Here is a 22,356-nt window from a genome sequence, read left to right as displayed (position 1 = left end):
ATGACCGTGTGGTGCGAGCCTTCTTGCAAAAAGTTGCTGTCACCGGCAGGCTCGGGCCGACCGCGTCCGGCTCGTGTGCACGACACTGGCCCGCACGCGAGCCAGGGACCGTTGAGAGGGAGGCCGTCGTGTCCGGTCTGGCCGAGATCGCCAGGGCAGCCGGGGTGAGCATCTCGACGGTCAGCCGGGTGCTGAACCGGAAGGCCGGGGTCAACGAGGAGACCAGGCTGCGGGTGCTCGGGGTGCTCGCGGAGCTGCCCTACACCCCGCGCGGACTCGGTGCCCTGCAACGGACCGGGGTGATCGGGCTGCTTGTGCCCGAGCTGTCCAACCCGGTCTTCCCCGCCTTCGCCGAGGCGCTGGAGACCAGGGCCGCCCGGCTCGGCTACTCCTCGCTGCTGTGCAACACCCGCGCCGCCAGCGTGCGCCGCGACAACGGCAACGGGTCCGGCGCCGCGATGGGCGAGGCCGCGATGGGCGAGGAGGAGTACGTCCGCATGCTGCTGGCGCGCGGCGTCGAGGGCATGGTGTTCGTGTCCCCCGAGATCACCAACGTCGAGGTGCCCGTCGGCGAGGCGCCCCGGCCGAGCTACTACGCCAAGCTGCTCGACGACGGCGTGCAGATGGTCTTCCTCAACGGCGCGACCCCGGCGCTGGACGTGCCGGACGTGACGGTCGACGAGCAGCTGGCCGGATACACCGCGACCAGGCACCTGATCGAGCTTGGGCACCGGCGGATCGGCTTCGTGTCCGGCCCGGCCCGCTCGCTGCCGTCCCGGCTCAAGCGCGCGGGCTGGGCCGCCGCGCTCGAGGAGCACGGGCTGCCGGCCGACGCGGAGTTCGTCGCGCACGCGCCGTTCGGCGCGGAGGGCGGCGGCACGGCGGTGGCCGAACTGCTGGACACCGTGCGCCCGACGGCCGTGATCTGCTCCTCGGACCACATGGCGCTCGGGGTGCTGCGGGAGGCGCACCAGCGCGGCCTTTCGGTGCCTGGCGACCTGTCCGTGGTCGGCTTCGACGACATCCCGCTCGCCGCGTACTCGTCCCCGGCGCTGACCACGCTGGCCCAGCCGATCGAGGAGATGGCCGCCGCGGCCGTCGACGAACTCGTGCACCGCCTCGATCCGGACCGGCGGCGCCCCTCCGGCAACTACACCAGGGTGTTCCGCCCGAGGCTGGTGCTCCGGGAGTCAACCTCGGCACCACGGTAACCCTCGTTTTGGCCAATTGGTCTGGACCAACTTCTTGACTGTTCACATCCCCTGAACAGCACCGATGGGACATTTGAGGGACGCGCATCACCTGCGCTTCTCGTATTGGTTCTGAACCGTTACGGTCTCTGCATGGCGCGGTCAATGCATGTGCGGCGCCCCGCGACGCTGGCTTCACTGGCCGCCGAGCTGGGCGTGTCTCGGACAACGGTGTCCAACGCGTACAACCGCCCCGACCAGCTCTCACCCGAGCTGCGACGGAGGGTACTCGAGACGGCGCGGCGGCTGGGCTATCCCGGTCCCGACCCGGTGGCGCGCTCGCTGCGCACCAGGAAGGCCGGCGCGGTCGGGCTGCTGCTCACCGAGAACCTCTCCTACGCCTTCCGCGACCCCGCGGCCATCGGCTTCCTCGAGGGGCTGGCGCTGGCCTGCGAGGACGCCAACCAGGGCCTGCTGCTGGTGCCGGCCAACCCGGAGAAGGAGGACGTCGCCTCGGTGCACCGCGCCGGCGTCGACGGCTTCGTCGTCTACTCCGTGCCGGACGACGACCCGCACCTGGCCGCCGTGCTCGAACGGCCCGTGCCGACCGTCGTCTGCGACCAGCCGGAGCTGGCCTCCGTCGACCGGGTCGGCATCGACGACGAGGCCGCGATCACCCAGGTCGCCAACCACCTGATCGAACTGGGCCACCGGCGCATCGGCGTGGTGTGCATGCGGCTGGCCAGGGACCGCAACGACGGCTTCGTGCCGCCGGACCGCCAGCGGGCCGCGCACTTCCACGTGCAGCGGTCCCGGCTCGCCGGCCTCGCCGCCGCGTTCGCCTCGGCGGGCGTCGACTGGGCCCAGGTGCCCGTCGTCGAGCGGTTCGACCACAACACGAGCTGTGGCGCGTCGGCCGCCGCCCAGATCCTCGACCGCGATCCCGGCATCACCGCCCTGATCTGCACCTCGGACATCCTCGCGCTCGGCGCGTTGAACGAGGCGCGGCGGCGCGGCCTCCGCGTGCCGCAGGACCTCACCATCACGGGGTTCGACGGCATCCACGAGGCCGAGCGCGCCGGGCTGACCACGGTCCGCCAGCCCGTGCTCGAGAAGGGCCGCGCGGCCGGCAAGCTGCTGCTGGACGCGCACGAGCGCACCCGTCCCCGCACCGTCACGCTGGGCACCGAGCTGATCCTCGGCAGCACCGCCGGCCCGCCGCGCGGCGCCGAGGAACGCTGGTTCGGCCCGTAGGCAGTCCGAGGGGCTCCGCCCGACCCTCGGCTCCTAGGTCTCGGCTCTCAGGTCTCAGCTCTCAGTTGAAGCGGAACGCGATCGGCGTGCCGGCCAGCTGTCCGAGCTTCGCGGTGAGCAGGTAGTCGCCCGCCGGCACCCGGTTGTGCTTGTCCCGGCAGCCGGGCGCCGAGGTGAGCCCCGACCAGTCGAGGCCGTAGGCGAACTGCTCGCCGGGATGCAGGATGCGCAGCTCGTCGCCGTCGGTGTTGTAGCAGTCGCTGCTCGACCACAGCCGCGTCGCGCCGTCCGCCGAGCTGACCACCAGCTCGCGCAGGTGCCGCCCGATCTCCCTGGTGCACGCCACCGGTCCCGTGTTGCCGATGACGATCTTGAAACCGGGCCGCTGGCCGACCTGGTACTCGGGATGGTCGGCCTCGGCGGTCACCTTCAGCACCGCGTCGGGGCAGGGCTGCGGCGGGCCGGGCGGCGGGGGCGGGCTCGAAGGCGACTGGCCGGCGGCCGCGTTGGCCGGCGGCGGGACCGAGCTCGACGGCGAAGGCGACGGCGACGGTGTCGAGGTCGGCGAGGCCGAGGCCGCCACGGACAGCTGGTTCGCGACGCCCTGCGGCGAGTAGGACTCGACCTTGCCGATCAAGGCCCCCACCAAGGCGCCGATCAGCCAGGCGAGGCCGACCAGGGCCAGCAGCGAGAGGCCGAACGCCATCGCGCGTCGACGCCAGTACACCGACGGCGGCAGCGAGTCTGAACGCTCGGGCATACGCGGACGGTAGGCCCCGTGTTGCGCCGAGCGGCGTAACCAGGTGTCACCTGATCAGGTCGTGTCCGCACGTGATTTCGGTCAAGCGGCATTGTCTTGCGCGCACTTTCCGGGTTACATCCCCGGAACGGGGACCCAGCACACCGGACCGCCGCATCGCGCGGCTACCACTGGAGAACGAACGCCCGGAGGTGGTCATGACTGCGATCGACATCCTGCTCAAGCGCAACGCCGAACTCGGCGCGCTGATCCACGGAGACCATTCGTCTCCCCGCCCCACCCTGCACGTGGCGATCCTGACCTGCATGGACGCCCGCATCCAGGTGTTCGAGATGTTCGGCCTGGAACACGGCGAGGTGCACGTGCTGCGCAACGCGGGCGGCGTGGTCACCGACGACATGCTCCGGTCGCTCGCGCTGAGCCAGCGCAAGCTCGGCACCCGCGAGGTGCTGGTCGTCCAGCACACCGACTGCGGCCTGTCGATGGTCACCGAGGACGGCTTCAAGGACGAGCTGGAGCGCGACACCGGGCTCCGCCCGACCTGGGCCGTCGAGGCGTTCCGCGATGTCGCCGACAGCGTGCGCGGCTCGGTGAACCGGGTGCGACACAGCCCGTACGTGCCGCACACCGACAGCGTGCGCGGCTTCGTCTACGACGTCTCGAACGGGGACCTGCGCGAGGTCGACTGACCCGCTGGGAGAATGGCGACCACTATGAGCGTGGACGCAGATCTCCTGCTGGACTGGTTCGCCGACACCGCCCGTGACCTGCCGTGGCGCCGACCGGAGTGCACCGCGTGGGGTGTGCTGGTCAGCGAGATCATGTTGCAGCAGACGCCGGTCGCCAGGGTCGAGCCGATCTGGCACGAGTGGCTGGCCAGGTGGCCGCTGCCCTCGGACATGGCGCGCGCCAGCCAGGGCGAGGTGCTGCGCGCCTGGGGCAAGCTCGGCTACCCGAGGCGCGCGCTGCGGCTACACGCCGCGGCAGGCGCGATCGCCGAGCACCACGGCGACGTCGTGCCCGCCGACGTGGACACCCTGCTCGCGCTGCCCGGCATCGGCGCGTACACCGCGCGGGCCGTGGCCGCGTTCGCCTACGGCAGGCGCTGTCCCGTGGTGGACACCAACGTGCGGCGGGTGGTGGCCAGGGCCGTGCACGGTGCCGGCGACGCGGGACCGCCGTCCACCACGAGGGATCTGGCGGACGTCGAGGCGATCCTGCCGGCCGAGCAGTCCGTCGCGGCCAGGTACTCCGCCGCGCTGATGGAGCTGGGCGCGCTGGTCTGCACCGCCCGCTCGCCCCGCTGCGCGGACTGCCCGGTGTTCGCCGACTGCGCGTGGCAGCGCGCGGGCCGACCGGCGTACGCGGGCCCGGCCAAGGCCGTGCAGCGCTTCGCCGGCACCGACCGTCAGGTGCGCGGCCTGCTGCTGGACGTGTTGCGGGACACCAGCGAGCCGGTGTTCAAGGCGAAGCTCGACATCGTCTGGCCCGACGGCGGCCAGCGCGAGCGATGCCTGCACTCGCTGCTGGTGGACGGCCTGGTGGAGCAGACCGGCGACGGCCGGTTCGCGCTGCCCGGCGAGCACTGACCCCTGCCGTCGGCGCAGTTGTCCACAGGCGGCGAGACGTCATCGTACGGTTGTCCACAGGCGGCGATATTTCCTCCGGTGCCCGCCGATGATCACCGATAGGCTCGCCAAGGGCTCGGCCCCCCTTGGGTGGGCGGGGTTTGTTTCCTGGTGGGCGGGTTGTTCCCGGCGGGCGTGGGCCGGGGTGCGGCTTGGCGGGCGGCGTTGGTCCTAGGATCGCGGCGTGGCGCAGGGGCTGGTGGTGTTCTTCGATGAGGCGGCCGACACCGAGGTGCGCGGGCTGTGGCGGCGGCTCGGCGAGGCCGGGGTGCCAGGCCCGCCCGGCGAGTTCGGGCCGCACCTGACGCTCGCGGTGGCCGGCGCGATCCCGGGCGGCGCCAGGAAGGCGCTGCGCGACGATCTCGCCCTGCTGTCGCTGCCCGACCTGTGGCTGCACACCCTGGCCGCCTTCTCCGGCAGCGAGAACGTGCTGATCCTCGCCGCGGTCGTGGACGGCGAACTGCTCGCGGTCCACTCGGCCGTGCACGACGTGTTGGCCGGCAAGGTGAAGAACCCGTCCGCCTACTACCTGCCCGGCTCCTGGGTGCCGCACTGCACGCTGGCAAGCGGAATCGACGACGAGCAGGTCGTCACCGGCTTCCGCACGCTGTACCCGACGCGGCCGATCAAGGCCAAGGCGCGCAGGGTGGCGATCGTGGACACCCGCACCAAGGAGGTCGACGTCCTGCTGGAGCGGTAGCGCTGGACACTAGCGACCCAGCACCTCCGACAGGAACGCCTCGACCGCGCCGCGATAGGTGTCCGGGGCGTCGCGGTGCACGACGTGTCCCGCCCCGGCGACCACCAGGTGCCGGCCGAGGCCGCCGCCCGCCCGCGCGGCCAGTTCGACCAGCTGGCCGGCCGGCATGGCGCTGTGCTCCGGCTCGATCGCCAGCAGCGGGCAGCGGACCCGGTCCACCCCGGCCCAGTAGTCGCGCCCGCCCCACTCCGCCGCGATCTCGTAGAGATCGTCCATGTGGGCCAACAGGTGGTAGCCGTCGGCCCGTTCCCGCACGCACTCGACGAAGTAGTCGCCGAGCGGCTCGAAGAACTCCCGCACGTGCGCCAGCGAGGGAAACGGCACCGGCCACGAGTCGAACCAGCCGCGCCAGTCCTCGACGGTCCTGCCGCGCTGGTCCGGGGCGAAGTCCTCGACCACGACCGCCCGCACCAGCCCGGGATGCGCGGCGGCCAGCTCCCAGGCGTGCAGCCCGCCCATGGAGTGCCCGACGACCACGGCGGGGCCGAGGTCCAGCTCGCGCAGCAAGGCAGCCGCGTCCGCGACGAAGTCCTCGGTGCGCCACGGCCCGCCCCGCCGGGGGTCGAGGCCGTGCCCGCGCGCGTCGAGGCCGACCACCCTGCCGTACTCGCGCAGCCAGCCCGCCACCGGCCACCAGGTGCTCGCCCGGCCCATCAGCCCGTGCAGCAGCAGGATTCCCGGCCCGGAGCCACCGAACTCCACGTACATGACCGCAGGTTACGGCGGCGAATGCGACGATCAACGCTCCGGGGCGACCGCCCGGTCCCGGCGCGTGCGGTAGGAGGAGCAGTCGATGGCCAGACGCAGCGTCCCGCTGTTAATCGCGTTCGCGCTGGTGGCCTCGGCGGCGGTCGGCGGGGCGGCGGCGTCGGGTCTGGCTCAGTCCGGTCAGGCTCAGTCAGGTCTGGCCAAGTCCGGCCGAGCCGAGTCCGGTCAGGCCGGGCGGGCAGGGTCGGACGGCACCAGGTCGGACGCCGTCGGGTCGGACGGCGCGGGCGACAGCTACTACCCGACCGACGGCAACGGCGGCTACGACGTCACCGACTACGACATCGACATCACCTACGACCCCGCCTCGCACCACCTCGACGGCCGCGCGCGCATCGCCGCGCAGGCGACCGCCGAGCTGCGCCGCTTCGACCTCGACCTGTCCGGCCTGACGGTGTCCTCGGTGTCCGTCGGCGGCCGCGCGGCCGCCTTCTCCCGCGCGGGCGACCACGAGCTGGTGATCACCCCGGCGGCGGCGCTGCGCGAGGGCGAGCGGTTCACCGTCGACGTCGCCTACGGCGGCGAGCCGCAGGCCGTCACCAGTGACCAGCTCGGCACGAGCGGCTGGCAGATCTCCGCGTCCGGCGGGGCATACGCGGCCGGCGAGCCGCACTCGGCGACAACCTGGTTCCCCGCCAACGACACCCCGCGCGACAAGGCGCGGTTCCGTTTGACGGTAAGGGTTCCCGACGGCTGGTCGGCGATCGCAAACGGCGTGGCGGACGGCGTCGTCAGCGCGGGCGGCTGGACCACTTTCCTTTGGGTGGAACGGAATCCGATCGCCACCTACCTGACCACCGTGGCGATCGACCGGTGGACGATGGTGCGCTCGCAGCTGCCGGACGGGACTCCGGTGGTGGACGCGTACGCGCCGGGCGCCGAGGACAAGCGGGCGCTGGAGGACCGCCTGCCCGAGATCCTGGCGTTCCTGTCGGAGAAGTTCGGCCCGTACCCGCAGGACGCGGCGGGCGGCATCTTCCTCGCCGAGGACATCGGTTTCTCGCTTGAGACGCAGACCCGGCCGACCTACGCGAGGTGGACGAACCTCGAGACGATCGTGCACGAGAACGCCCACCAGTGGTTCGGCGACTCGGTCTCGGTGCGGAGCTGGGCCGACATCTGCCTGAACGAGTGCTTCGCCTCCTACGCCCAGTGGCTGTGGGAGGAGCGGCAGGGCGTCGACCTCGACGCGAAGTACCGCGCGCAGCTCGACCGGGTGCGCGACAACGCGGCGTTCTGGGCCAGGCCGCTGTACGACATGGGCCAGGGCAACGAGTTCTCGGCCGTGTACGACAAGGGCGCCCTCGCGCTGCACGCGCTGCGGCACCGGATCGGCGAGCAGGCGTTCGCGGCCGTGTTGCGCGGGTGGCCCGCCGCGCACCGCGACGGCAACGCGTCCTGGCCGGACTTCGAGGCGTACGCGCAGCAGGTGGCCGGCCGGCCGCTCGGCGACTTCTTCGCCGCGTGGTTCCGGGGCACCCAGTTCCCCGCTGACTTCCTCTGACCTGTCGGGAACATTCAGGCACGCGTGAAGTCTCGTGGTTGGATCATTTCCCGGATGGTGACCCAATCGCAAACCTCCGGCACCGCCGACGCGAGTCGATACCGGCGCACGCCTCCTGACCTTCAGCTTTCCACCGCCAACGCATGAGTGAATTTGGGCAAGAATGAAGCCGGAAGGTTCAATTTTTCGCTATACAGTAATCGAACTGCACATGTAGATCGAAGGCTGGAAAACCAATAACAACAGCGAGTACCTTCCTCTCGTCGCGGCCGTCGGCCGCACTGGATCCCAGGTCAGAAGGCCTTGGGACACCAAAGAGGGGATCCGTTGTCAACCATGAGTGCCGCAGACAAGGCTGCCTCCAACCGTCCACGGGTCGAGTCGTTAACCGGGCTTCGCTGGTTCGCCGCCTTCGCGGTCTTCCTGTTCCATTCGCCGTACTTCCTGCCGATGCCGGCGCTCAACGGCTATCTCGATCACGGGGCCTGGGTGTCCGGTGTCAACTATTTCGGCTTCGCCGGCGTGACGTTCTTCTTCGTCCTGTCCGGGTTCGTGCTGACCTGGTCGTATTCCCCTTCAGTCGGCCCAGGCCGGTTCTACTGGCGCCGGTTCGCCCGGGTCTGGCCGATGGCCGCCGTCAGCACGCTGCTGTGCTACCCGGTCTTCTTCGCGAACGGCCGATACCCCTGGGAGGGCCTGCGGGACACGCTCACGCTGACCCAGGCGTGGCACCCGTCGACCTTCTACCTGGCCAACGGCGGCACCTGGTCGCTGGCCTGCGAGGCGTTCTTCTACCTGCTCTTCCCGGTGATCATTCGCCCGCTGATGCGCCTGGACCTGAGGATCCTCGGCTGCCTCGGCGTCGTGCTGGTGCTGCTCATCGTGACGATGCCCCCGCCGTTTACCGAGCTCGTGCCACGCGCCGGTTCCCCGCTGTACCGGCTGCCCGAGTTCCTGCTCGGCGTCGTCGCCGGTGTCGCCGTCCGCAGGGGCTGGCGGCCGCCGGTCGGTGCCCGCACCTCGATGGCCGCCATCGGCCTCGCGCTCGCGCTCATGCTGTGGTGGTTCCGCCACCCGACCCTGCTCGGCGGTCCTGCCCCGTTCCCCGTGCTGCGGACCTGGCTCTGGAACCTGGACCTCACACCGTTCCCGGTGTCCAGCCCGATGCACGTGATGGACGAGGTGTTCGCGCCGCTGTTCGCGCTGTGCATCGCGGCCGTGGCCGTCCGCGACCTCGACCAGCGCCCGTCGCTGCTGCGCTCGAAACCGTTGGTGCTGCTCGGCAAGTGGTCGTTCTCGTTCTATCTGACCGAGGGCGTCCTGCTCACCGCCGCCGGCAAGTGGATCGGCGTCCGGCCGGCGCACACGCTGGCCGACCTCCCGTGGTTCATCGCCACCCTGGCGGCCGCCATCGCCGTTGCCGCGGCCTGTTACTACCTGGTCGAGCACCCGGTCGAGCGGTTCCTGCGCGGCCTGGTCGACAGGCGCGTGCGGGCACGGGCGCTGGCGAAAGACGCGGCGGCCGCGGAACTGGCGGCCAGGCAGGTCGAGGACGCACCGCACTAGGGTGGGGTGCATGGCAGTCGTGAAGATCAACGCGATCGAGGTGCCCGAGGGCAGCGGCCCCGAGCTGGAGAAGCGGTTCGCCGCGAGGTTCGAGTCGGTGACCTCCGCCCCCGGTTTCCTCGGCTTCGAGCTGCTGCGCCCGGTGGCCGGGGACAGCCGCTACTTCGTCTACTCGAAGTGGGCGACGGAGGAGGACTTCCAGGCGTGGGCCGCCAAGGGCAGGGAGTCGCACGCGGGCGACCGGCCGAAGCCGGTGGCCACCGGGGCGAGCCTGCTGGAGTTCGAGGTCGTGCTGTCTGCGTAACCGGGCAGGCCGCCGTTCCTACGTCGGCAGTGCCAGCTCGGTGAACACCAGGTAGTGGTCGCTGCCCGGCTGGTCGATGGTCCGGAAGGCCTCGACGGGCGCGCGGCGGTCGACCAGGACGTGGTCGATGGCCACCCTCGGCGGCCAGAGCACGACGCGGGACGGGAACGTCGGCCGGAAGCCCTCGCCGACCTCGGCCGCCGCATCCAGGTAGCCGCCGACGAGCAGGCGCCGCAGGGCGGCGTGGTCGACCGTGGCGTTGAAGTCGCCGGCCAGCACCCGCACCGGGCCGAGCCCGCTGCGCGAGGGCAGCCCGGCCAGGTCCCGCAGCCACGGGTCGGTGCCCGCCTCGTGCACCGGCGCCGCCGCGTGCACGACGACGAACTCGACGAACTGGCCGCCCGGCACGGTAATCTCCGCCGAGGGCTGCTGGAACGTGGACGGCGCGGCCAGCGCGAGTTCCCGCACCGGATACCTGGACGCGAGCCCCGAGCCCTGCGGGCCGCCGTCGGCGTGGAACACCCGATACGGCAGCACATCGGCCAGCCCGGCCGCGTCCAGCGCGGCGACCCCGTCCTGCGTGAGTTCCTGGAGGCTCACCACGTCAACGCGGTAGTCGCGCAGGGTCCGCACGAGGCTCACCGGATCCGCCCTGCCCATGGCGAGGTTCGCCGACAGCACCCGCAGCCGTTGGCCGGTGCTGTTCGGCCTGCCGTTGGGGAATCCGCGCGGCACCACCGCTGAGGCCAGGACCGAGCACAGCACCAGCACGACCGCCCCGATCAGCCAGCGGCGCAGCAGCAGGCAGAGCAGCCCGAGCAGCACCCCGGCGGCGGTGAGGTAGGGGGTGAGGGCGAGCGCGGCGACCATGTACCGGTTGCCGTCCATCCCCATCAGCCGGAACACGGCGGCCGTGCCGAAGGCGACCGCGAGCGCGAGCAGCACGAAGGTCCCGAACCAGCCGCCCCGCACGCGCCTGGGCCAGGCTCCGACCTCGGTGACCCGCTCCTTGAGCATCTCAGTGCTTGTAGTGGCCGGTGGCGCGCGCGAGCAGCTGCTGCGCCTGCTCCTCGTCGGCTCGGTCCAGCCTGCCGATCAGCCGCTCGGCACTGGCGCCGCGCACCGTGGTCACCGTCCGTCCTCGGCGCGAGATCAACACCTGCCGGTCCTGCGTGACGCGCCAGTCGAACGGATCATCGGTGAGTCCCATGCGACCAGTCTGACCGACGACGACCGCGCGAACGCCTGGTTTGTCCACAGCGGGCCGGGCCCGGAGTTCCCCGATCGGCCCAGAGGCAAAATTGACCTCTTGTGGGATTGTTCAACAAACCTCTACTCTCCACCAACCAAGTGCTCCCCGTCACGTCACAGCCTTCCAACGAAGGAGGTCAGGATGCTCGTCCTCCTAGGCGTACTGCTCGTCGTCGTCGGCTTCGCGCTGCGCCTCAACCCGCTGCTGGTCGTCACCGTCGCCGGCATCGCCACCGCCCTGCTCGGCGGCCTGTCGCCGCTGACGATCCTCAACACCTTCGGCACCGGCTTCGCCACCAACCGCACCGTCACGCTGTTCATCCTCACGCTGCCGGTGATCGGCCTCGTCGAGCGGTTCGGCCTCCAGCAGGAGGCCGGCCGCCTGATCGGCAAGCTCCGCGCGCTCACCGTCGGCCGGATGCTCGCCGCGTACCTGCTGGTCAGGCAGCTCACCGCGGCGCTCGGCCTGAAGGACATCGCCGGCCCGGCGCAGACGCTCCGCCCGCTGATCGCGCCGATGGCCCTCGGCGCGGCGGAACGCAAGCACGGCAGGCTCAGCGACGAGGCGGTCGAGCGGGTCAAGGCGTTCTCCGCGAGCGCCGACACGGTCGGCCTCTTCTTCGGCGAGGACGTCTTCCTCGCCGTCGGCTCCGTCCTGCTGATCACCAGCTTCGTGGACAGCACCTACCACCTGAAGCTGGACGCCCTCCAGATCGCCATCTGGGCCATTCCGACCGCGATCTGCGCCTTCGTCATCCACGGCGCGCGGCTGCTCTGGCTGGACCGGCAACTGGCGAGGATGGCCAACCCCACTCCCGCCAAGGAGGTCGTGGCGTGATCACCGCGGACTGGCTCTACTGGCTGTGCGGCGCGATCTTCCTCGGCGCCGCCGTGATCGTCGGACGCGACCGGGAGAACCCCAAGCGGATCGGCAGCGTGGCCTTCTGGGCGCTGCTCGGCCTCTCCTTCTGGTACGGCACCTTCGTGGTCCGCAAGGCCGCGCCGCCGTGGCTGCTCGGCCTCGCGGTCATCGCGATGGCCTGCCTCGCCGGGTTCGGCGCCCTTGGCAAGGGCGGCGGGCTGCGCAGCACCACCGAGAAGCAGCGCGTGGCGCTGGCCGAGCGCTTCGGCGGCCGGGTCTTCGTGCCGGCGCTGATCATCCCGGTGGTCGCGATCCTGTTCGCCACCCTCGTGGTCAAGATCAAAGTGAACGGCCAGCCGCTGCTGCTCAAGGGCAGCGAGACGCTGATCGGCCTCGGCGTTGGCTCCGTGCTCGCCCTGGTCGTCGGGCTGCTTATCCTCCGGCCGACCCCGGCCTCGATCGGCAGCGGCCCGCTCACCCCCGCCGTGCCGCTGCGCGAGGGCACCCGGCTGCTCCAGGCCATCGGCTGGGCCGCCGTGCTGCCGCAGATGCTGGCCACCCTCGGGCTGCTGTTCGACCAGGCCGGCGTCGGCAAGGTGGTGGGCAAGCTCACCAAGGACGTCCTGCCGCAGGGCTCGCTGATCTGGGCCGTCGTGGTCTACTGCCTTGGCATGGCCGTGTTCACCATCGTCATGGGCAACGCCTTCGCGGCGTTCCCGGTGATGACGGCGGCGGTCGGCTGGCCGGTGCTGATCCAGCAGTTCCACGGCAATCCGCCGGTGGTGTTCGCGGTCGGCATGTTGGCCGGCTTCTGCGGCACGCTGTGCACCCCGATGGCGGCGAACTTCAACATCGTCCCCGCCGTCCTGCTGGAGATGAAGAACCAGTACGGGCCGATCAAGGCCCAGCTGCCGACCGCGATCCCGCTGCTCGCCTGCAACGTCGCGATCATGTACTTCTTCGCGTTCTGACCGAAGGCTCGACCGAAGTCCCCACCGAGGGCCGACCGAACACCCGACCGGAGAACAACCGTGCCAACCGTCCTGCTGACCGGCTTCGAGCCCTTCGACGGCGAGAAGGTCAACCCCGCGTGGGAGGCCGTCGCCGCGCTCGCCGCCGAGCGCCCGGCCGGTGTCGAGATCGCCACCGCGCAGCTCCCCTGCGTGTTCGACGGCTCCATCGAGGCGCTGCGCGCGGCGATCGTCGAACACCGCCCCGAGCTCGTGGTGGCGGTCGGGCAGGCGGGCGGACGCGCGGTGGTGACCCCGGAACTGGTCGCGGTGAACGTCCGCGACGCGCGCATCCCGGACAACAGCGGCGCGCAGCCGGTCGACGTGCCGGTGGTCGATGGCGGGCCCGCCGCCTACCTGTCCACGCTGCCGGTGAAGGCGTGCGTTGCGGCCATTCGCGCGGCCGGGGTGCCGGCGGCGCTCTCGCACACGGCCGGCACCTTCGTCTGCAACCACATCTTCTACGGCCTGATGCACCTGCTGGCCACGGAGTTCCCCGGCGTGCGGGGCGGCTTCACGCACGTCCCCTACCTGCCGGAACAGGTGGCCGCGCTCGGGCTGGACCGGCCGAGCATGGCGCTGCGCACGATCACCGACGGCCTGGCCGCCCTGGTCGGCACGGCGCTGGCGACCACCGAGGACCTCGCCGTCACGGGCGGCGCCCTGCACTGAGCGACACCGCGAACGGCGACACCACGAACGGCGACGCCCCCTGGGAGCTGGTTCCCAGGGGGCGTCGCGGTGTCTGACGACGAACTAGCTGGCGTCCGCCTCACCGAGGCTGTCGCCGCCGGCCGCGCTGGCCAGGTTCGCCGGCACGGCGTCCGGCACCCGCAGCGGCTTGGGCTCACCCCGGAAGGTGAACTTGGCCTTGTCGTCCTCGGTCTCGCCGTCCCAGTTCTCGACGTCGACGATGACGATCTGGCCGGCCTGGAGCTCGCCGAACAGGATCTTCTCGGACAGCTGGTCCTCGATCTCGCGCTGGATCGTCCTGCGCAGCGGCCGGGCGCCAAGCACGGGGTCGAAGCCCCGCTTGGCCAGCAGGCTCTTCGCCCGGTCGGTCAGCTCGAGAGCCATGTCCTTGTTCTTGAGCTGCGTCTCCACCCGAGTGCCCATCAAGTCGACCATCTTGATGATCTCGTCCTTGGTGAGCTGGTGGAAGACGATGATGTCGTCGATCCGGTTCAGGAACTCCGGGCGGAAGTGCTTCTTCAGCTCGTCGTTGACGCGCTGCTTCATCCGCTCGTAGTTCGAGCCAGCGTCGGTCCCGCTGGTGAAGCCGAGGCCGACCGCCTTGGAGATGTCGCCGGTGCCCAGGTTGGACGTGAAGATGATGACGGTGTTCTTGAAGTCCACCGTCCGGCCCTGACCGTCGGTCAGGCGGCCGTCCTCCAGCACCTGGAGCAGTGTGTTGTACACCTCCTGGTGCGCCTTCTCGATCTCGTCGAAAAGCACCACGGAGAACGGCTTGCGGCGCACCTTCTCGGTGAGCTGGCCGCCCTCCTCGTAGCCGACGTACCCGGGAGGGGCACCGAACAGCCGCGAGGCGGTGTAGCGGTCGTGGAACTCGCCCATGTCGATCTGGATGAGCGCGTCGTCGTCGCCGAACAGGAAGTTCGCCAGCGCCTTGGACAGCTCGGTCTTACCGACACCGGACGGGCCGGCGAAGATGAACGAGCCGGACGGGCGCTTGGGGTCCTTCAGGCCGGCCCTGGTGCGGCGGATCGCCTTGCTGACCGCCTTGACCGCCTCGACCTGGCCGATGATCCGCTTGTGCAGCTCGTCTTCCATGCGGAGCAGACGGGTGGTCTCCTCCTCGGTGAGCTTGAACACGGGGATGCCGGTCCAGTTCGCCAGCACCTCGGCGATCTGCTCGTCGTCCACCTCGGCGACGACGTCGAGGTCGCCGTCCTTCCACTGCTTCTCCCGCTCGCCCTTCTGGCCGAGCAGCTGCTTCTCCTGGTCCCGCAGCTTCGCGGCGCGCTCGAAGTCCTGCGCGTCGATCGCGGACTCCTTGTCGCGACGCACGTCGGCGATCTTCTCGTCGAACTCGCGCAGGTCCGGCGGCGCGGTCATCCGGCGGATGCGCATCCGCGCGCCCGCCTCGTCGATCAGGTCGATCGCCTTGTCCGGCAGGAACCGGTCGTTGATGTACCTGTCGGCCAGCGTGGCGGCGGCGACCAGCGCGGAGTCGGTGATGGAGACCCGGTGGTGCGCCTCGTACCGGTCGCGCAGCCCCTTGAGGATCTCGATCGTGTGCTCCAGCGACGGCTCGCCGACCTGGATCGGCTGGAACCGGCGCTCCAGCGCGGGGTCCTTCTCGACGTGCTTGCGGTACTCGTCGAGCGTGGTCGCGCCGATGGTCTGGAGCTCGCCTCGGGCCAGCATCGGCTTGAGGATGCTCGCCGCGTCGATCGCGCCCTCGGCGGCGCCCGCGCCGACCAGGGTGTGGATCTCGTCGATGAACAGGATGATGTCGCCCCGGGTGCGGATCTCCTTGAGCACCTTCTTCAGGCGCTCCTCGAAGTCACCGCGGTACCGGGAGCCGGCCACCAGCGAGCCGAGGTCGAGCGTGTAGAGCTGCTTGTCCTTGAGCGTCTCGGGCACCTCGCCCTTGACGACCATCTGGGCAAGGCCCTCGACGACCGCGGTCTTGCCGACGCCGGGCTCGCCGATCAGCACCGGGTTGTTCTTGGTGCGGCGGGACAGCACCTGCATGACCCGCTCGATCTCCTTGGCGCGCCCGATGACCGGGTCGAGCTTGCCCTCCCGCGCGCTGGCGGTGAGGTTGCGCCCGAACTGGTCGAGGACGAGCGAGGAGGACGGGGTGCCCTCGCCCCTGCCGCCGGTCTCGGCCGGCTCCTTGCCCTGGTAACCGGACAGCAGCTGCAACACCTGCTGGCGGACCCGGTTGAGGTCCGCGCCCAGCTTCACGAGGACCTGGGCGGCGACGCCCTCGCCCTCGCGGATCAGGCCGAGCAGGATGTGCTCCGTGCCGATGTAGTTGTGGCCGAGCTGAAGCGCTTCGCGCAGCGACAGCTCAAGCACCTTCTTCGCCCGTGGCGTGAAGGGGATGTGACCGCTGGGCGCCTGCTGTCCCTGGCCGATGATCTCCTCGACCTGTTGACGGACGCCTTCGAGCGCGATCCCCAGGGACTCCAGGGCCTTGGCTGCGACACCCTCACCCTCGTGGATCAACCCCAAGAGGATGTGTTCGGTGCCGATGTAGTTGTGGTTGAGCATCCTGGCCTCTTCTTGGGCCAGGACGACCACCCGCCTCGCGCGGTCGGTGAACCTCTCGAACATTCGCACTCCCTGACTGCTGCGCCGGCGGTCCTCGGACTCGCCCCGGGCGTTCCGTGACGAGCGCGGCACCGTAATACCACTGTAGTCGTCGGCACCGTCGCTCTCAGTTCCCGTTCGCGGCTAGTCGCACTCGGGCTCCCTGACGTCCTGCACAACGCACTGCCTGCCAGGCAGATTCCACGGATCGGACGATGTCCGCTCAGCGCGAACAACCCCGTCCCGGTGAATCTCGCCGTGACCGGCGTCACTCTAGCCAACACGGCAAGGGCGGCCTGGGTAAGGTTAGGCAAGCCTCATACTTCGGAGCGCAGGGAGCCGCCGTGCATCGCCAGGCCGCACCAGGCACCGCCCGATGACCACGGCGGTGCGCCCGACGGCGGCGACGGCCAGGATTCCGGCCGTCGCCGAGTCCGTCACCAGGGCCGACGCGCTGCCGAGCTGGCTGGACCTGCGGTTCGGGCTGCCCGATCCCGCCGAGGGCTGGGTGCGCTGCGCTGAGCTGCTCGACGAGCCGGAGCGGTTCGACGCGTGGCGCAAGATCCTCGGCGAGTGGCTGCTCGAGGAGTACGGCGACGCGCCGGAGCGCACCACGGCCGGCTACGTGATGGGCTGGTACCTGAGCGTGCCGGCGCTGCTGGCCGCGCTGCTGTTCCACACCGAGCGCCGCGTCCCGTCGCTGCGGCCGACCGATCTCGCCTTCCTGCTGCCGACCGAAGGACGCCCGCACCCGGTCGGCGTCGCACTGCTCGCCGACGAGTTCGCGTGCCTGCCGGACGACCCGGCCGGTGACTGTCCGGAGGCGACCGTGGTCGGCTCGGAGGCCGCGCTCGCCGCGCTGCTGCGGGCCCGCTACGCCGCGCACGCCGCCCGGTTCGTCGCCGCCTACGCGCCCGGCGTGCGGCTGGGCAGGCGGATGCTGTGGGCGCAGGCAACCGACTCGCTGGACGGCGCGACCTGGCTGGCCGGCCAGCTGCACGGGGACGAGGGCGCCGGGGTCGCCGACGCGGCGATGCTGCTGCCCGAGCGGCTGGCGCCGTTCACGTCGGCCTCGACGCTGCGGTCCGCCCGCGACGAGGACGGCGGCGCGCGCTGGACCCGGCGCAGGGAGAGCTGCTGCTTCCACTACGCCATCCCCGGCACCACCGCCTGCGTCACCTGCCCCAGGGTGTCTTGAAGAGACCCGTCATGACGTCGGGGCCACCAGGCCCGCCTCATAGGCGGCGATGACGAGCTGCACGCGGTCGCGGGCGTCCAGCTTGGTCAGCAGCCGGGCCACGTGCGTCTTCGCGGTGGCGTGGCCGATGAGCAGGTGCGCGGCGATCTCGCCGTTGGACATGCCGCGCCCGACCAGGGTCAGCACCTCGCGCTCCCGTTCGGTGACGCCGTCGATCCGCCTGCTCCGCCTGGTCGGCGTCGGCCGGCAGGCGAACTCGCCGATCAGGCGGCGCGTGACGCTCGGCGCGATCAGGGCGTCGCCGCCCGCCACCACGCGGATCGCCGCCACCATGTCCGCCACCGCCATGTCCTTCACCAGGAACCCGCTCGCGCCGGCGCGCAGCGACGCGTAGACGTTGGTGTCGTCGTCGAAGGTGGTCAGCATGAGCACCCTCGGCGTCGGGCCGGCCGCGGTGATCGCCCTGGTGGCCTCGATGCCGTCCATGCCCGGCATCCGGATGTCCATCACCACGACGTCGGGCCTGGCGTCCCTGGCCAGCGCGACCGCCTGCGTGCCGGTGCCGGCCTCGCCGACGATCTCGAGGTCGGGGATGTCGGTGATGACCATGCTCAGCCCGGCGCGGACCAGCGGCTGGTCGTCGGCGAGCACGATGCGGATCGTCATGCCGGCAGCCTCGCCTCGACCAGGAAGCCGCCCTCGGCGCGCGACCCCGCGGCGAACCGGCCGCCGAGCAGGGCGACCCGCTCGCGCATCCCGGTGATGCCGTGGCCGGCCCCGACGGACCCACCCGACCGCGCGCCGCCGCCGCGCCCGTCGTCGACGACCTCGATGGCCAGCTCCTCGTCCCGGTACTCGACGGCGACCAGGCAGCGGTCGGCGCCCGAGTGGCGCACCGCGTTGGTGACCGACTCCTGGATGATCCGGAAGGCGGCAAGGTCCACCTCGGGCGACAGCGGGCGCCGCCGCCCCAGCCAGCGCACCTCGACCAGGACGCCAGCCTCCGCCGTCGTCTCGGCCAGCCGGTCGACCGCCTCGAGGCCGACCGTGGGGCCGGCCTCCGCCGAGTCGCCGTCGGCGCGCCGCAGCACGCCGAGCATGCGCCGCAGCCCGGCCAGGGTCTCCCGGCTGGTGGTCTCGATGGTGTGCAGGGCCCGGCGCGCCCCGGCCGGCTGCGAGTCGAGGACCAGGCTCGCCGCGCCCGCCTGGATCGCGATGACGCCGATGCTGTGCGCGATCAGGTCGTGCAGCTCGCGGGCGATCCGCAGCCGCTCCCCGGTCACCGCCTGCTCCCGCAGGGCCTCGCCGTACTCGCGGCGCTGGCGGACCGCGTCGCCGGCCAGCCAGGCGATGACGGTCGCGAACGCGAACGGCGCCCCCCTGACCAGGCCGGGCTGCCACGCGTCGCTGACGAGCTGGAGCGCCGCCAGCTGCGCGAGGACCGTGCCGGCGGCCGCGACGCCGGCCAGCGGGCGGGACCTGGTGGCTGCGAGATAGAGGATCAGCGCGTCCGCGGTCGCCACGAACGGCGGCCAGGGCAGCGGCCGGAGCTGGGCCAGGGTCACGGCGGTCGCCCCGGCCAGCGTCAGGCCGAGGACGGGCAGCGGCCACCTGCGGGCGAAGCCGACCGGCAGCGCCATCGCGGCGGACAGCGCCAGCCACGCCCCGCTCGACGGGTACCGATTGGGATACAGCAGGGCCGCCTGGATGCGGGCCTGCTCGTCGACCACGTCGGCCGGGTTCGGCGCGTCGCGCCGCAGCCGCCAGAGCATCAGCCAGAACGCGACGGCCGCGCCCCAGCTGATCGCGGTCCACGCGGCCGGCGACAGCCGCCGCAGCAGCGGGGGTCGCGGGGCGGCATGATCCACGCGGGGAGCGTAACCAGCGCGATCGCCTCGGGGCGTCCCCCTGCGGGCCTACGCCCCCGGGCTGACCCGCGCCGCCGCCCCAGAGCCGGGGTCAGAGCCGGACGTCAGGAGCGGTGCCGGGAGCCGATCGGCACGACCAGCGGGGTGCCGGCCACCGGGTCGGGCACCACGCGGGCGTCCAGCCCGAACACGTCGAGCAGCAGCTCCTCGGTGAGCACCTCGGCGGGGCTGCCCTCGCGGACGATCCGGCCGTCCCGCATCGCGACCAGCCGGTCCGCGTAGCGGGCGGCCAGGTTCAGATCGTGCAGCACCATCACCACGGTCCTGCCGGCCTCCGCGTGCAGGTGCTGCACCAGGTCGAGCACGTCGATCTGGTGCGCGAGGTCGAGGTAGGTGGTCGGCTCGTCGAGCAGCAGCAGGTCGGTGCCCTGGGCCAGCGCCATCGAGATCCACGCGCGCTGCCGCTGGCCGCCGGACAGCTCGTCGATGGTGCGCTCGGCCAGGTCGGTCATCCTGGTCATCCGCAGCGCCTCGGCGACGGCGGCCTCGTCGTCGGCCGACCACTGCCGGTACCAGGCCTGGTGCGGGTGGCGGCCGCGCGCGACGAGGTCGGCCACGGTCAGCCCCTCGGGGGCCTGCGGGGTCTGCGGCAGCACGCCGACGATCCTGGCCACCTCGCGCGTCGGCATCCGGTCGATGCGCTTGCCGTCCAGCAGCACGCTCCCGCCGCGCGGCTTGAGCAGCCTGCCGAGCGCGCGCAGCAGCGTGGACTTGCCGCAGCCGTTCGGGCCGATCACGGCGGTCACGGTGCCGGGCAGCACGTCGAGGTCGAGGCCGTCGACGACCAGTCGGTCGCCGTACCCGAGCCTGAGCTGGTTCGCCCGCAACCTGGCGGATTCGGCTGCCTGCAAGGACTTCACGCGCGAGCCTCCCGGCGCCTGCGGATGAGCAGATACATCAGGTAGGGCGCGCCGAGCACGGCGGTGACCACCCCGACCGGCAGTTCCACCACGCCGAACGCGGTGCGCGCCACCAGGTCCGCCGTCACGGTGAGGACCGCGCCGAGCAGCGCGGAGGCCACCAGCGGCGGCTGCGCTCCCCCGGTCAGCCGCATCGCGATCTGCGGGGTGGCCAGGGCGACGAACGCGACGGGCCCCGCCGCTGCCGTCGCGACCGCGGCGAGCACCACGGCCATCAGCACCAGCAGGCCGCGCGACCGGTCGACCCGGACGCCGAGGCTCCGCGCCGTGTCGTCGCCGAACTGGAGCGCGCCGAGCACCCGACCGAGGAACAGCGCCAGCGGCACCAGCACGACCAGCGCGAGCGCGACCGGCGTGACGTGCTCCCAACCGCGCCCGTTGAGGCTGCCGGTGATCCACACCATGGCGCGGCCTGCGTCGGTGACGTCCCCGACGGTGAGCAGCCAGTAGGTCAGGTTCGCCATCACCGCGGACACGCCGATGCCGACCAGCACCATCCGGAAGCCGTCGATGCCGCGCCGCCAGGACAGCGCGTAGACGGCGAGGCCGGCGAGCAGCCCGCCGAGCAGGCCGGCGACGGGCAGCCCGACCGAGCCGAGCGGCCCGCTGATGCTGCCGTAGCTGCCGCCGAGCATCAGCACGGTGACCGCGCCCGCCCCGGCGCCCCAGGTGACGCCGAGGATGTCCGGGCTGGCCAACGGGTTGCGCGCGACGGACTGGGTGATCGCGCCGGACAGCCCGAGCGCGGCGCCGACCAGCGCGCCGGTCAGCGATCGCGGCAGCCGCAGGTCGAGCACGATGAACTGCTGCCGCCGCTCCCCGCCGCCGGCCAGCACCCGCAGCACGTCCGCGACGCTGATCGGGAACTCGCCCCTGCCCATGTTCGCGGCCATCACCAGCAGCAGCACGGCGAGCGCGAGCACCGGCACGAGCAGCGCCCTCGGCCGCCACACCGTGGACAGCGGGCCGAGCCGCAGCGCGCGCCGGCCGGGCACGGTGTCTCCGGTCGACTCGGTCGTCGCCGGCGTCCTCGTCGGGTTCACAACCGCACCAGCTTCTTCCTGCGCACCAGGACGACGAAGAAGGGCGCGCCGATCATCGCGAGCATGATGCCGACCTGGAGTTCGCCCTGCCCGGTGACCACGCGCCCGAGCACGTCGGCGACGAGGACCAGCACCGCGCCGAGCAGGCCGGCGTAGGGCAGCAGCCAGCGGTAGTCGGCCCCGGTGATGGCCCTGGCCAGGTGCGGGACGACGAGCCCGACGAAGCCGAGCGGTCCGCAGGCGGCCACCGCGCCGCCGGTGAGCAGCGTGATCGCGAGGACGCCGAGGAGCCGGGTCGCCAGCACGGGCTGGCCGAGCGAGCGGGCCACGTCCTCGCCGAGCGCGAGCGCGTTGAGGCCGGGCGCGTTGACCAGCGCGAGCACGAGCCCGACCAGCAGGAACGGCAGCACCTGGCCGAGGACCGCGGTGTCCCGGCCGGCGATCGCGCCGACCTGCCAGAAGCGGAACGCCTCAAGGCTCTGCTGGTCGAGCAGCACCAGCGCGGAGACCAGGGCGTGCAGCAGGGCGGAGACGGCGGCGCCGGCCAGTGCCAGGGTGACGGGTGTCGGGCCGCCCCGGCCGGCCGAGCCGAGCAGGAACACGGCGACGCTGGCCACCAGCGCGCCAGCGAACGCGAACCAGACGTAGGAGTAGAGGCTGGACACGCCAAGCGTGAAGATCGCGAGGACGACGGCGAACGCGGCGCCGTGGGTCACCCCGAGCAGGCCGGGGTCGGCGAGCGGGTTGCGGGTGTGGCCCTGCATCAGCGCGCCGCCGACGCCGAGCGCGACGCCTGCCGCGATCCCGAGCAGGGTGCGCGGCAGCCGCAGCGAGCGGATGACGATGTCGTTCTCCGTGCCGGAGGGCGCGGCGATGGCGTGCCACACGCCGTCGAGCGGGATCGCCTTGGCGCCGACGGCGATGCTGGCCACGCAGGCCGCGGCGAGCCCGAGCAGCAGCAGCGCGAGCCCGACCAGCCGCCGACGTCGGCGCGCGGCCAACAGCCCAGCGGCGGGCCGCTCCAGCACCGCACTGCGAGTCACACCACACTCCTCGTCGCCGACCTGGTCAGCCTAACGGGTGAAGGTCACCCTATCCTCTGTAAGGCAAGCCTAACCAAACAGAAGG

General features: G+C 71.8%; 22 protein-coding genes. 12 read left to right on the top strand and 10 right to left on the bottom strand.

Features of this window, described 5'->3' with window-relative positions; genetic code table 11:
• Positions 1-128: 128 nt before the first annotated feature.
• Positions 129-1,211: a LacI family DNA-binding transcriptional regulator gene (locus F0L68_RS13805; protein ID WP_149849923.1), complete on the top strand. Its 1,083-nt coding sequence runs from the start codon at positions 129-131 to the stop codon at positions 1,209-1,211.
• Between the two features lie 132 nt (positions 1,212-1,343).
• Positions 1,344-2,444 (top strand): LacI family DNA-binding transcriptional regulator, encoded by a 1,101-nt coding sequence (locus F0L68_RS13800; RefSeq protein ID WP_149849922.1) that lies wholly within the window; start codon positions 1,344-1,346, stop codon positions 2,442-2,444.
• Between the two features lie 61 nt (positions 2,445-2,505).
• Here the strand turns inward: F0L68_RS13800 and F0L68_RS13795 are convergent, their stop codons facing one another.
• Entirely contained in the window at positions 2,506-3,204 is a 699-nt protein-coding gene (locus F0L68_RS13795) for a hypothetical protein (RefSeq protein ID WP_149849921.1), read from the bottom strand.
• A 197-nt stretch (positions 3,205-3,401) separates the two neighbouring features.
• On the opposite strand from F0L68_RS13795, the gene F0L68_RS13790 reads away from it, so the two are divergent.
• From F0L68_RS13790 to F0L68_RS13780, 3 genes are all read left to right on the top strand, one after another.
• Positions 3,402-3,893: a beta-class carbonic anhydrase gene (locus F0L68_RS13790; RefSeq protein WP_149849920.1), complete on the top strand. Its 492-nt coding sequence runs from the start codon at positions 3,402-3,404 to the stop codon at positions 3,891-3,893.
• Positions 3,894-3,917: 24 nt separating this feature from the next.
• Positions 3,918-4,793, top strand: a complete 876-nt coding sequence (locus F0L68_RS13785) for an iron-sulfur binding domain-containing protein (RefSeq protein ID WP_149849919.1) — start codon at positions 3,918-3,920, stop codon at positions 4,791-4,793.
• Positions 4,794-5,016: 223 nt separating this feature from the next.
• Positions 5,017-5,532, top strand: a complete 516-nt coding sequence (locus F0L68_RS13780) for a 2'-5' RNA ligase family protein (protein WP_149849918.1) — start codon at positions 5,017-5,019, stop codon at positions 5,530-5,532.
• 9 nt (positions 5,533-5,541) lie between these two features.
• Here F0L68_RS13780 and F0L68_RS13775 read toward each other — a convergent pair whose 3' ends face one another.
• The gene (locus tag F0L68_RS13775) at positions 5,542-6,300 is read right to left on the bottom strand and encodes an alpha/beta fold hydrolase (RefSeq protein ID WP_149849917.1); all 759 of its coding nucleotides are present in this window, start codon (positions 6,298-6,300) and stop codon (positions 5,542-5,544) included.
• A gap of 85 nt (positions 6,301-6,385) precedes the next feature.
• On the opposite strand from F0L68_RS13775, the gene F0L68_RS13770 reads away from it, so the two are divergent.
• The 3 genes from F0L68_RS13770 (at position 6,386) to F0L68_RS13760 (ending at position 9,734) form a co-directional block, all read left to right on the top strand.
• Positions 6,386-7,864, top strand: a complete 1,479-nt coding sequence (locus F0L68_RS13770) for a M1 family metallopeptidase (protein WP_223198765.1) — start codon at positions 6,386-6,388, stop codon at positions 7,862-7,864.
• Between the two features lie 336 nt (positions 7,865-8,200).
• Positions 8,201-9,430, top strand: a complete 1,230-nt coding sequence (locus F0L68_RS13765) for an acyltransferase family protein (protein ID WP_149849916.1) — start codon at positions 8,201-8,203, stop codon at positions 9,428-9,430.
• Between the two features lie 10 nt (positions 9,431-9,440).
• Entirely contained in the window at positions 9,441-9,734 is a 294-nt protein-coding gene (locus tag F0L68_RS13760) for an antibiotic biosynthesis monooxygenase family protein (protein WP_149849915.1), read from the top strand.
• An 18-nt stretch (positions 9,735-9,752) separates the two neighbouring features.
• Here F0L68_RS13760 and F0L68_RS13755 read toward each other — a convergent pair whose 3' ends face one another.
• Entirely contained in the window at positions 9,753-10,751 is a 999-nt protein-coding gene (locus F0L68_RS13755; protein ID WP_149849914.1) for an endonuclease/exonuclease/phosphatase family protein, read from the bottom strand.
• A 1-nt stretch (position 10,752) separates the two neighbouring features.
• Positions 10,753-10,944 carry a hypothetical protein gene (locus F0L68_RS13750; protein WP_149849913.1) on the bottom strand — a complete coding sequence of 64 codons (192 nt, stop codon included), beginning with the start codon at positions 10,942-10,944 and terminating at the stop codon, positions 10,753-10,755.
• A gap of 183 nt (positions 10,945-11,127) precedes the next feature.
• On the opposite strand from F0L68_RS13750, the gene F0L68_RS13745 reads away from it, so the two are divergent.
• From F0L68_RS13745 to pcp, 3 genes are read left to right on the top strand one after another with little or no spacing between them, the layout of a single operon-like run.
• Positions 11,128-11,823 carry a DUF969 domain-containing protein gene (locus F0L68_RS13745; RefSeq protein ID WP_149849912.1) on the top strand — a complete coding sequence of 232 codons (696 nt, stop codon included), beginning with the start codon at positions 11,128-11,130 and terminating at the stop codon, positions 11,821-11,823.
• The gene (locus F0L68_RS13740) at positions 11,820-12,818 is read left to right on the top strand and encodes a DUF979 domain-containing protein (protein ID WP_149849911.1); all 999 of its coding nucleotides are present in this window, start codon (positions 11,820-11,822) and stop codon (positions 12,816-12,818) included. Before F0L68_RS13745 ends, F0L68_RS13740 begins: the two co-directional genes overlap by 4 nt.
• Before the next feature lie 60 nt (positions 12,819-12,878).
• On the top strand, positions 12,879-13,529 hold the full coding sequence (pcp, locus tag F0L68_RS13735) for a pyroglutamyl-peptidase I (RefSeq protein ID WP_149849910.1): 651 nt from the start codon (positions 12,879-12,881) through the stop codon (positions 13,527-13,529).
• Positions 13,530-13,613: 84 nt separating this feature from the next.
• Here the strand turns inward: pcp and F0L68_RS13730 are convergent, their stop codons facing one another.
• Positions 13,614-16,163: an ATP-dependent Clp protease ATP-binding subunit gene (locus F0L68_RS13730; RefSeq protein WP_149849909.1), complete on the bottom strand. Its 2,550-nt coding sequence runs from the start codon at positions 16,161-16,163 to the stop codon at positions 13,614-13,616.
• Between the two features lie 352 nt (positions 16,164-16,515).
• Between F0L68_RS13730 and F0L68_RS13725 the strand changes: the two genes are divergently transcribed.
• Positions 16,516-17,337 (top strand): (2Fe-2S)-binding protein, encoded by an 822-nt coding sequence (locus F0L68_RS13725; RefSeq protein WP_149849908.1) that lies wholly within the window; start codon positions 16,516-16,518, stop codon positions 17,335-17,337.
• Between the two features lie 9 nt (positions 17,338-17,346).
• On the opposite strand, the gene F0L68_RS13720 is transcribed toward F0L68_RS13725, so the two are convergent.
• From F0L68_RS13720 to F0L68_RS13700, 5 genes are all read right to left on the bottom strand, one after another.
• On the bottom strand, positions 17,347-18,003 hold the full coding sequence (locus tag F0L68_RS13720; protein ID WP_149849907.1) for a response regulator: 657 nt from the start codon (positions 18,001-18,003) through the stop codon (positions 17,347-17,349).
• A complete protein-coding gene (locus F0L68_RS13715; RefSeq protein ID WP_223198764.1) occupies positions 18,000-19,205 on the bottom strand; it encodes a sensor histidine kinase in 1,206 nt (401 codons plus the stop codon). Before F0L68_RS13715 ends, F0L68_RS13720 begins: the two co-directional genes overlap by 4 nt.
• A gap of 104 nt (positions 19,206-19,309) precedes the next feature.
• Complete coding sequence (locus tag F0L68_RS13710) at positions 19,310-20,125, bottom strand: ABC transporter ATP-binding protein (RefSeq protein ID WP_149849906.1); 816 nt, start codon at positions 20,123-20,125, stop codon at positions 19,310-19,312.
• Positions 20,122-21,228 (bottom strand): FecCD family ABC transporter permease, encoded by a 1,107-nt coding sequence (locus tag F0L68_RS13705; RefSeq protein ID WP_149849905.1) that lies wholly within the window; start codon positions 21,226-21,228, stop codon positions 20,122-20,124. Before F0L68_RS13705 ends, F0L68_RS13710 begins: the two co-directional genes overlap by 4 nt.
• On the bottom strand, positions 21,225-22,271 hold the full coding sequence (locus tag F0L68_RS13700) for a FecCD family ABC transporter permease (RefSeq protein WP_223198763.1): 1,047 nt from the start codon (positions 22,269-22,271) through the stop codon (positions 21,225-21,227). The genes F0L68_RS13705 and F0L68_RS13700 overlap by 4 nt, the downstream gene beginning before the upstream one ends.
• Positions 22,272-22,356: the final 85 nt, after the last annotated feature.

The organism is Solihabitans fulvus (assembly GCF_008386585.1).
GTDB classification, from domain to species: domain Bacteria; phylum Actinomycetota; class Actinomycetes; order Mycobacteriales; family Pseudonocardiaceae; genus Solihabitans; species Solihabitans fulvus.
The sequence above is the reverse complement of the archived record's forward strand: the minus strand, read 5'-3'. Positions and strand labels throughout refer to the sequence as shown.

What these genes read in the sequence shown, in the direction of transcription:
- F0L68_RS13800 (WP_149849922.1), top strand. Translation starts at nt 1,344, where the DNA reads ATGGCGCGGTCAATGCATGTGCGGCGCCCCGCGACGCTGGCTTCACTG.
- F0L68_RS13795 (WP_149849921.1), bottom strand. Translation starts at nt 3,204, where the DNA reads ATGCCCGAGCGTTCAGACTCGCTGCCGCCGTCGGTGTACTGGCGTCGA.
- F0L68_RS13790 (WP_149849920.1), top strand. Translation starts at nt 3,402, where the DNA reads ATGACTGCGATCGACATCCTGCTCAAGCGCAACGCCGAACTCGGCGCG.
- F0L68_RS13785 (WP_149849919.1), top strand. Translation starts at nt 3,918, where the DNA reads ATGAGCGTGGACGCAGATCTCCTGCTGGACTGGTTCGCCGACACCGCC.
- F0L68_RS13775 (WP_149849917.1), bottom strand. Translation starts at nt 6,300, where the DNA reads ATGTACGTGGAGTTCGGTGGCTCCGGGCCGGGAATCCTGCTGCTGCAC.
- F0L68_RS13770 (WP_223198765.1), top strand. Translation starts at nt 6,386, where the DNA reads ATGGCCAGACGCAGCGTCCCGCTGTTAATCGCGTTCGCGCTGGTGGCC.
- F0L68_RS13765 (WP_149849916.1), top strand. Translation starts at nt 8,201, where the DNA reads ATGAGTGCCGCAGACAAGGCTGCCTCCAACCGTCCACGGGTCGAGTCG.
- F0L68_RS13760 (WP_149849915.1), top strand. Translation starts at nt 9,441, where the DNA reads ATGGCAGTCGTGAAGATCAACGCGATCGAGGTGCCCGAGGGCAGCGGC.
- F0L68_RS13755 (WP_149849914.1), bottom strand. Translation starts at nt 10,751, where the DNA reads ATGCTCAAGGAGCGGGTCACCGAGGTCGGAGCCTGGCCCAGGCGCGTG.
- F0L68_RS13750 (WP_149849913.1), bottom strand. Translation starts at nt 10,944, where the DNA reads ATGGGACTCACCGATGATCCGTTCGACTGGCGCGTCACGCAGGACCGG.
- F0L68_RS13745 (WP_149849912.1), top strand. Translation starts at nt 11,128, where the DNA reads ATGCTCGTCCTCCTAGGCGTACTGCTCGTCGTCGTCGGCTTCGCGCTG.
- F0L68_RS13730 (WP_149849909.1), bottom strand. Translation starts at nt 16,163, where the DNA reads ATGTTCGAGAGGTTCACCGACCGCGCGAGGCGGGTGGTCGTCCTGGCC.
- F0L68_RS13725 (WP_149849908.1), top strand. Translation starts at nt 16,516, where the DNA reads ATGACCACGGCGGTGCGCCCGACGGCGGCGACGGCCAGGATTCCGGCC.
- F0L68_RS13720 (WP_149849907.1), bottom strand. Translation starts at nt 18,003, where the DNA reads ATGACGATCCGCATCGTGCTCGCCGACGACCAGCCGCTGGTCCGCGCC.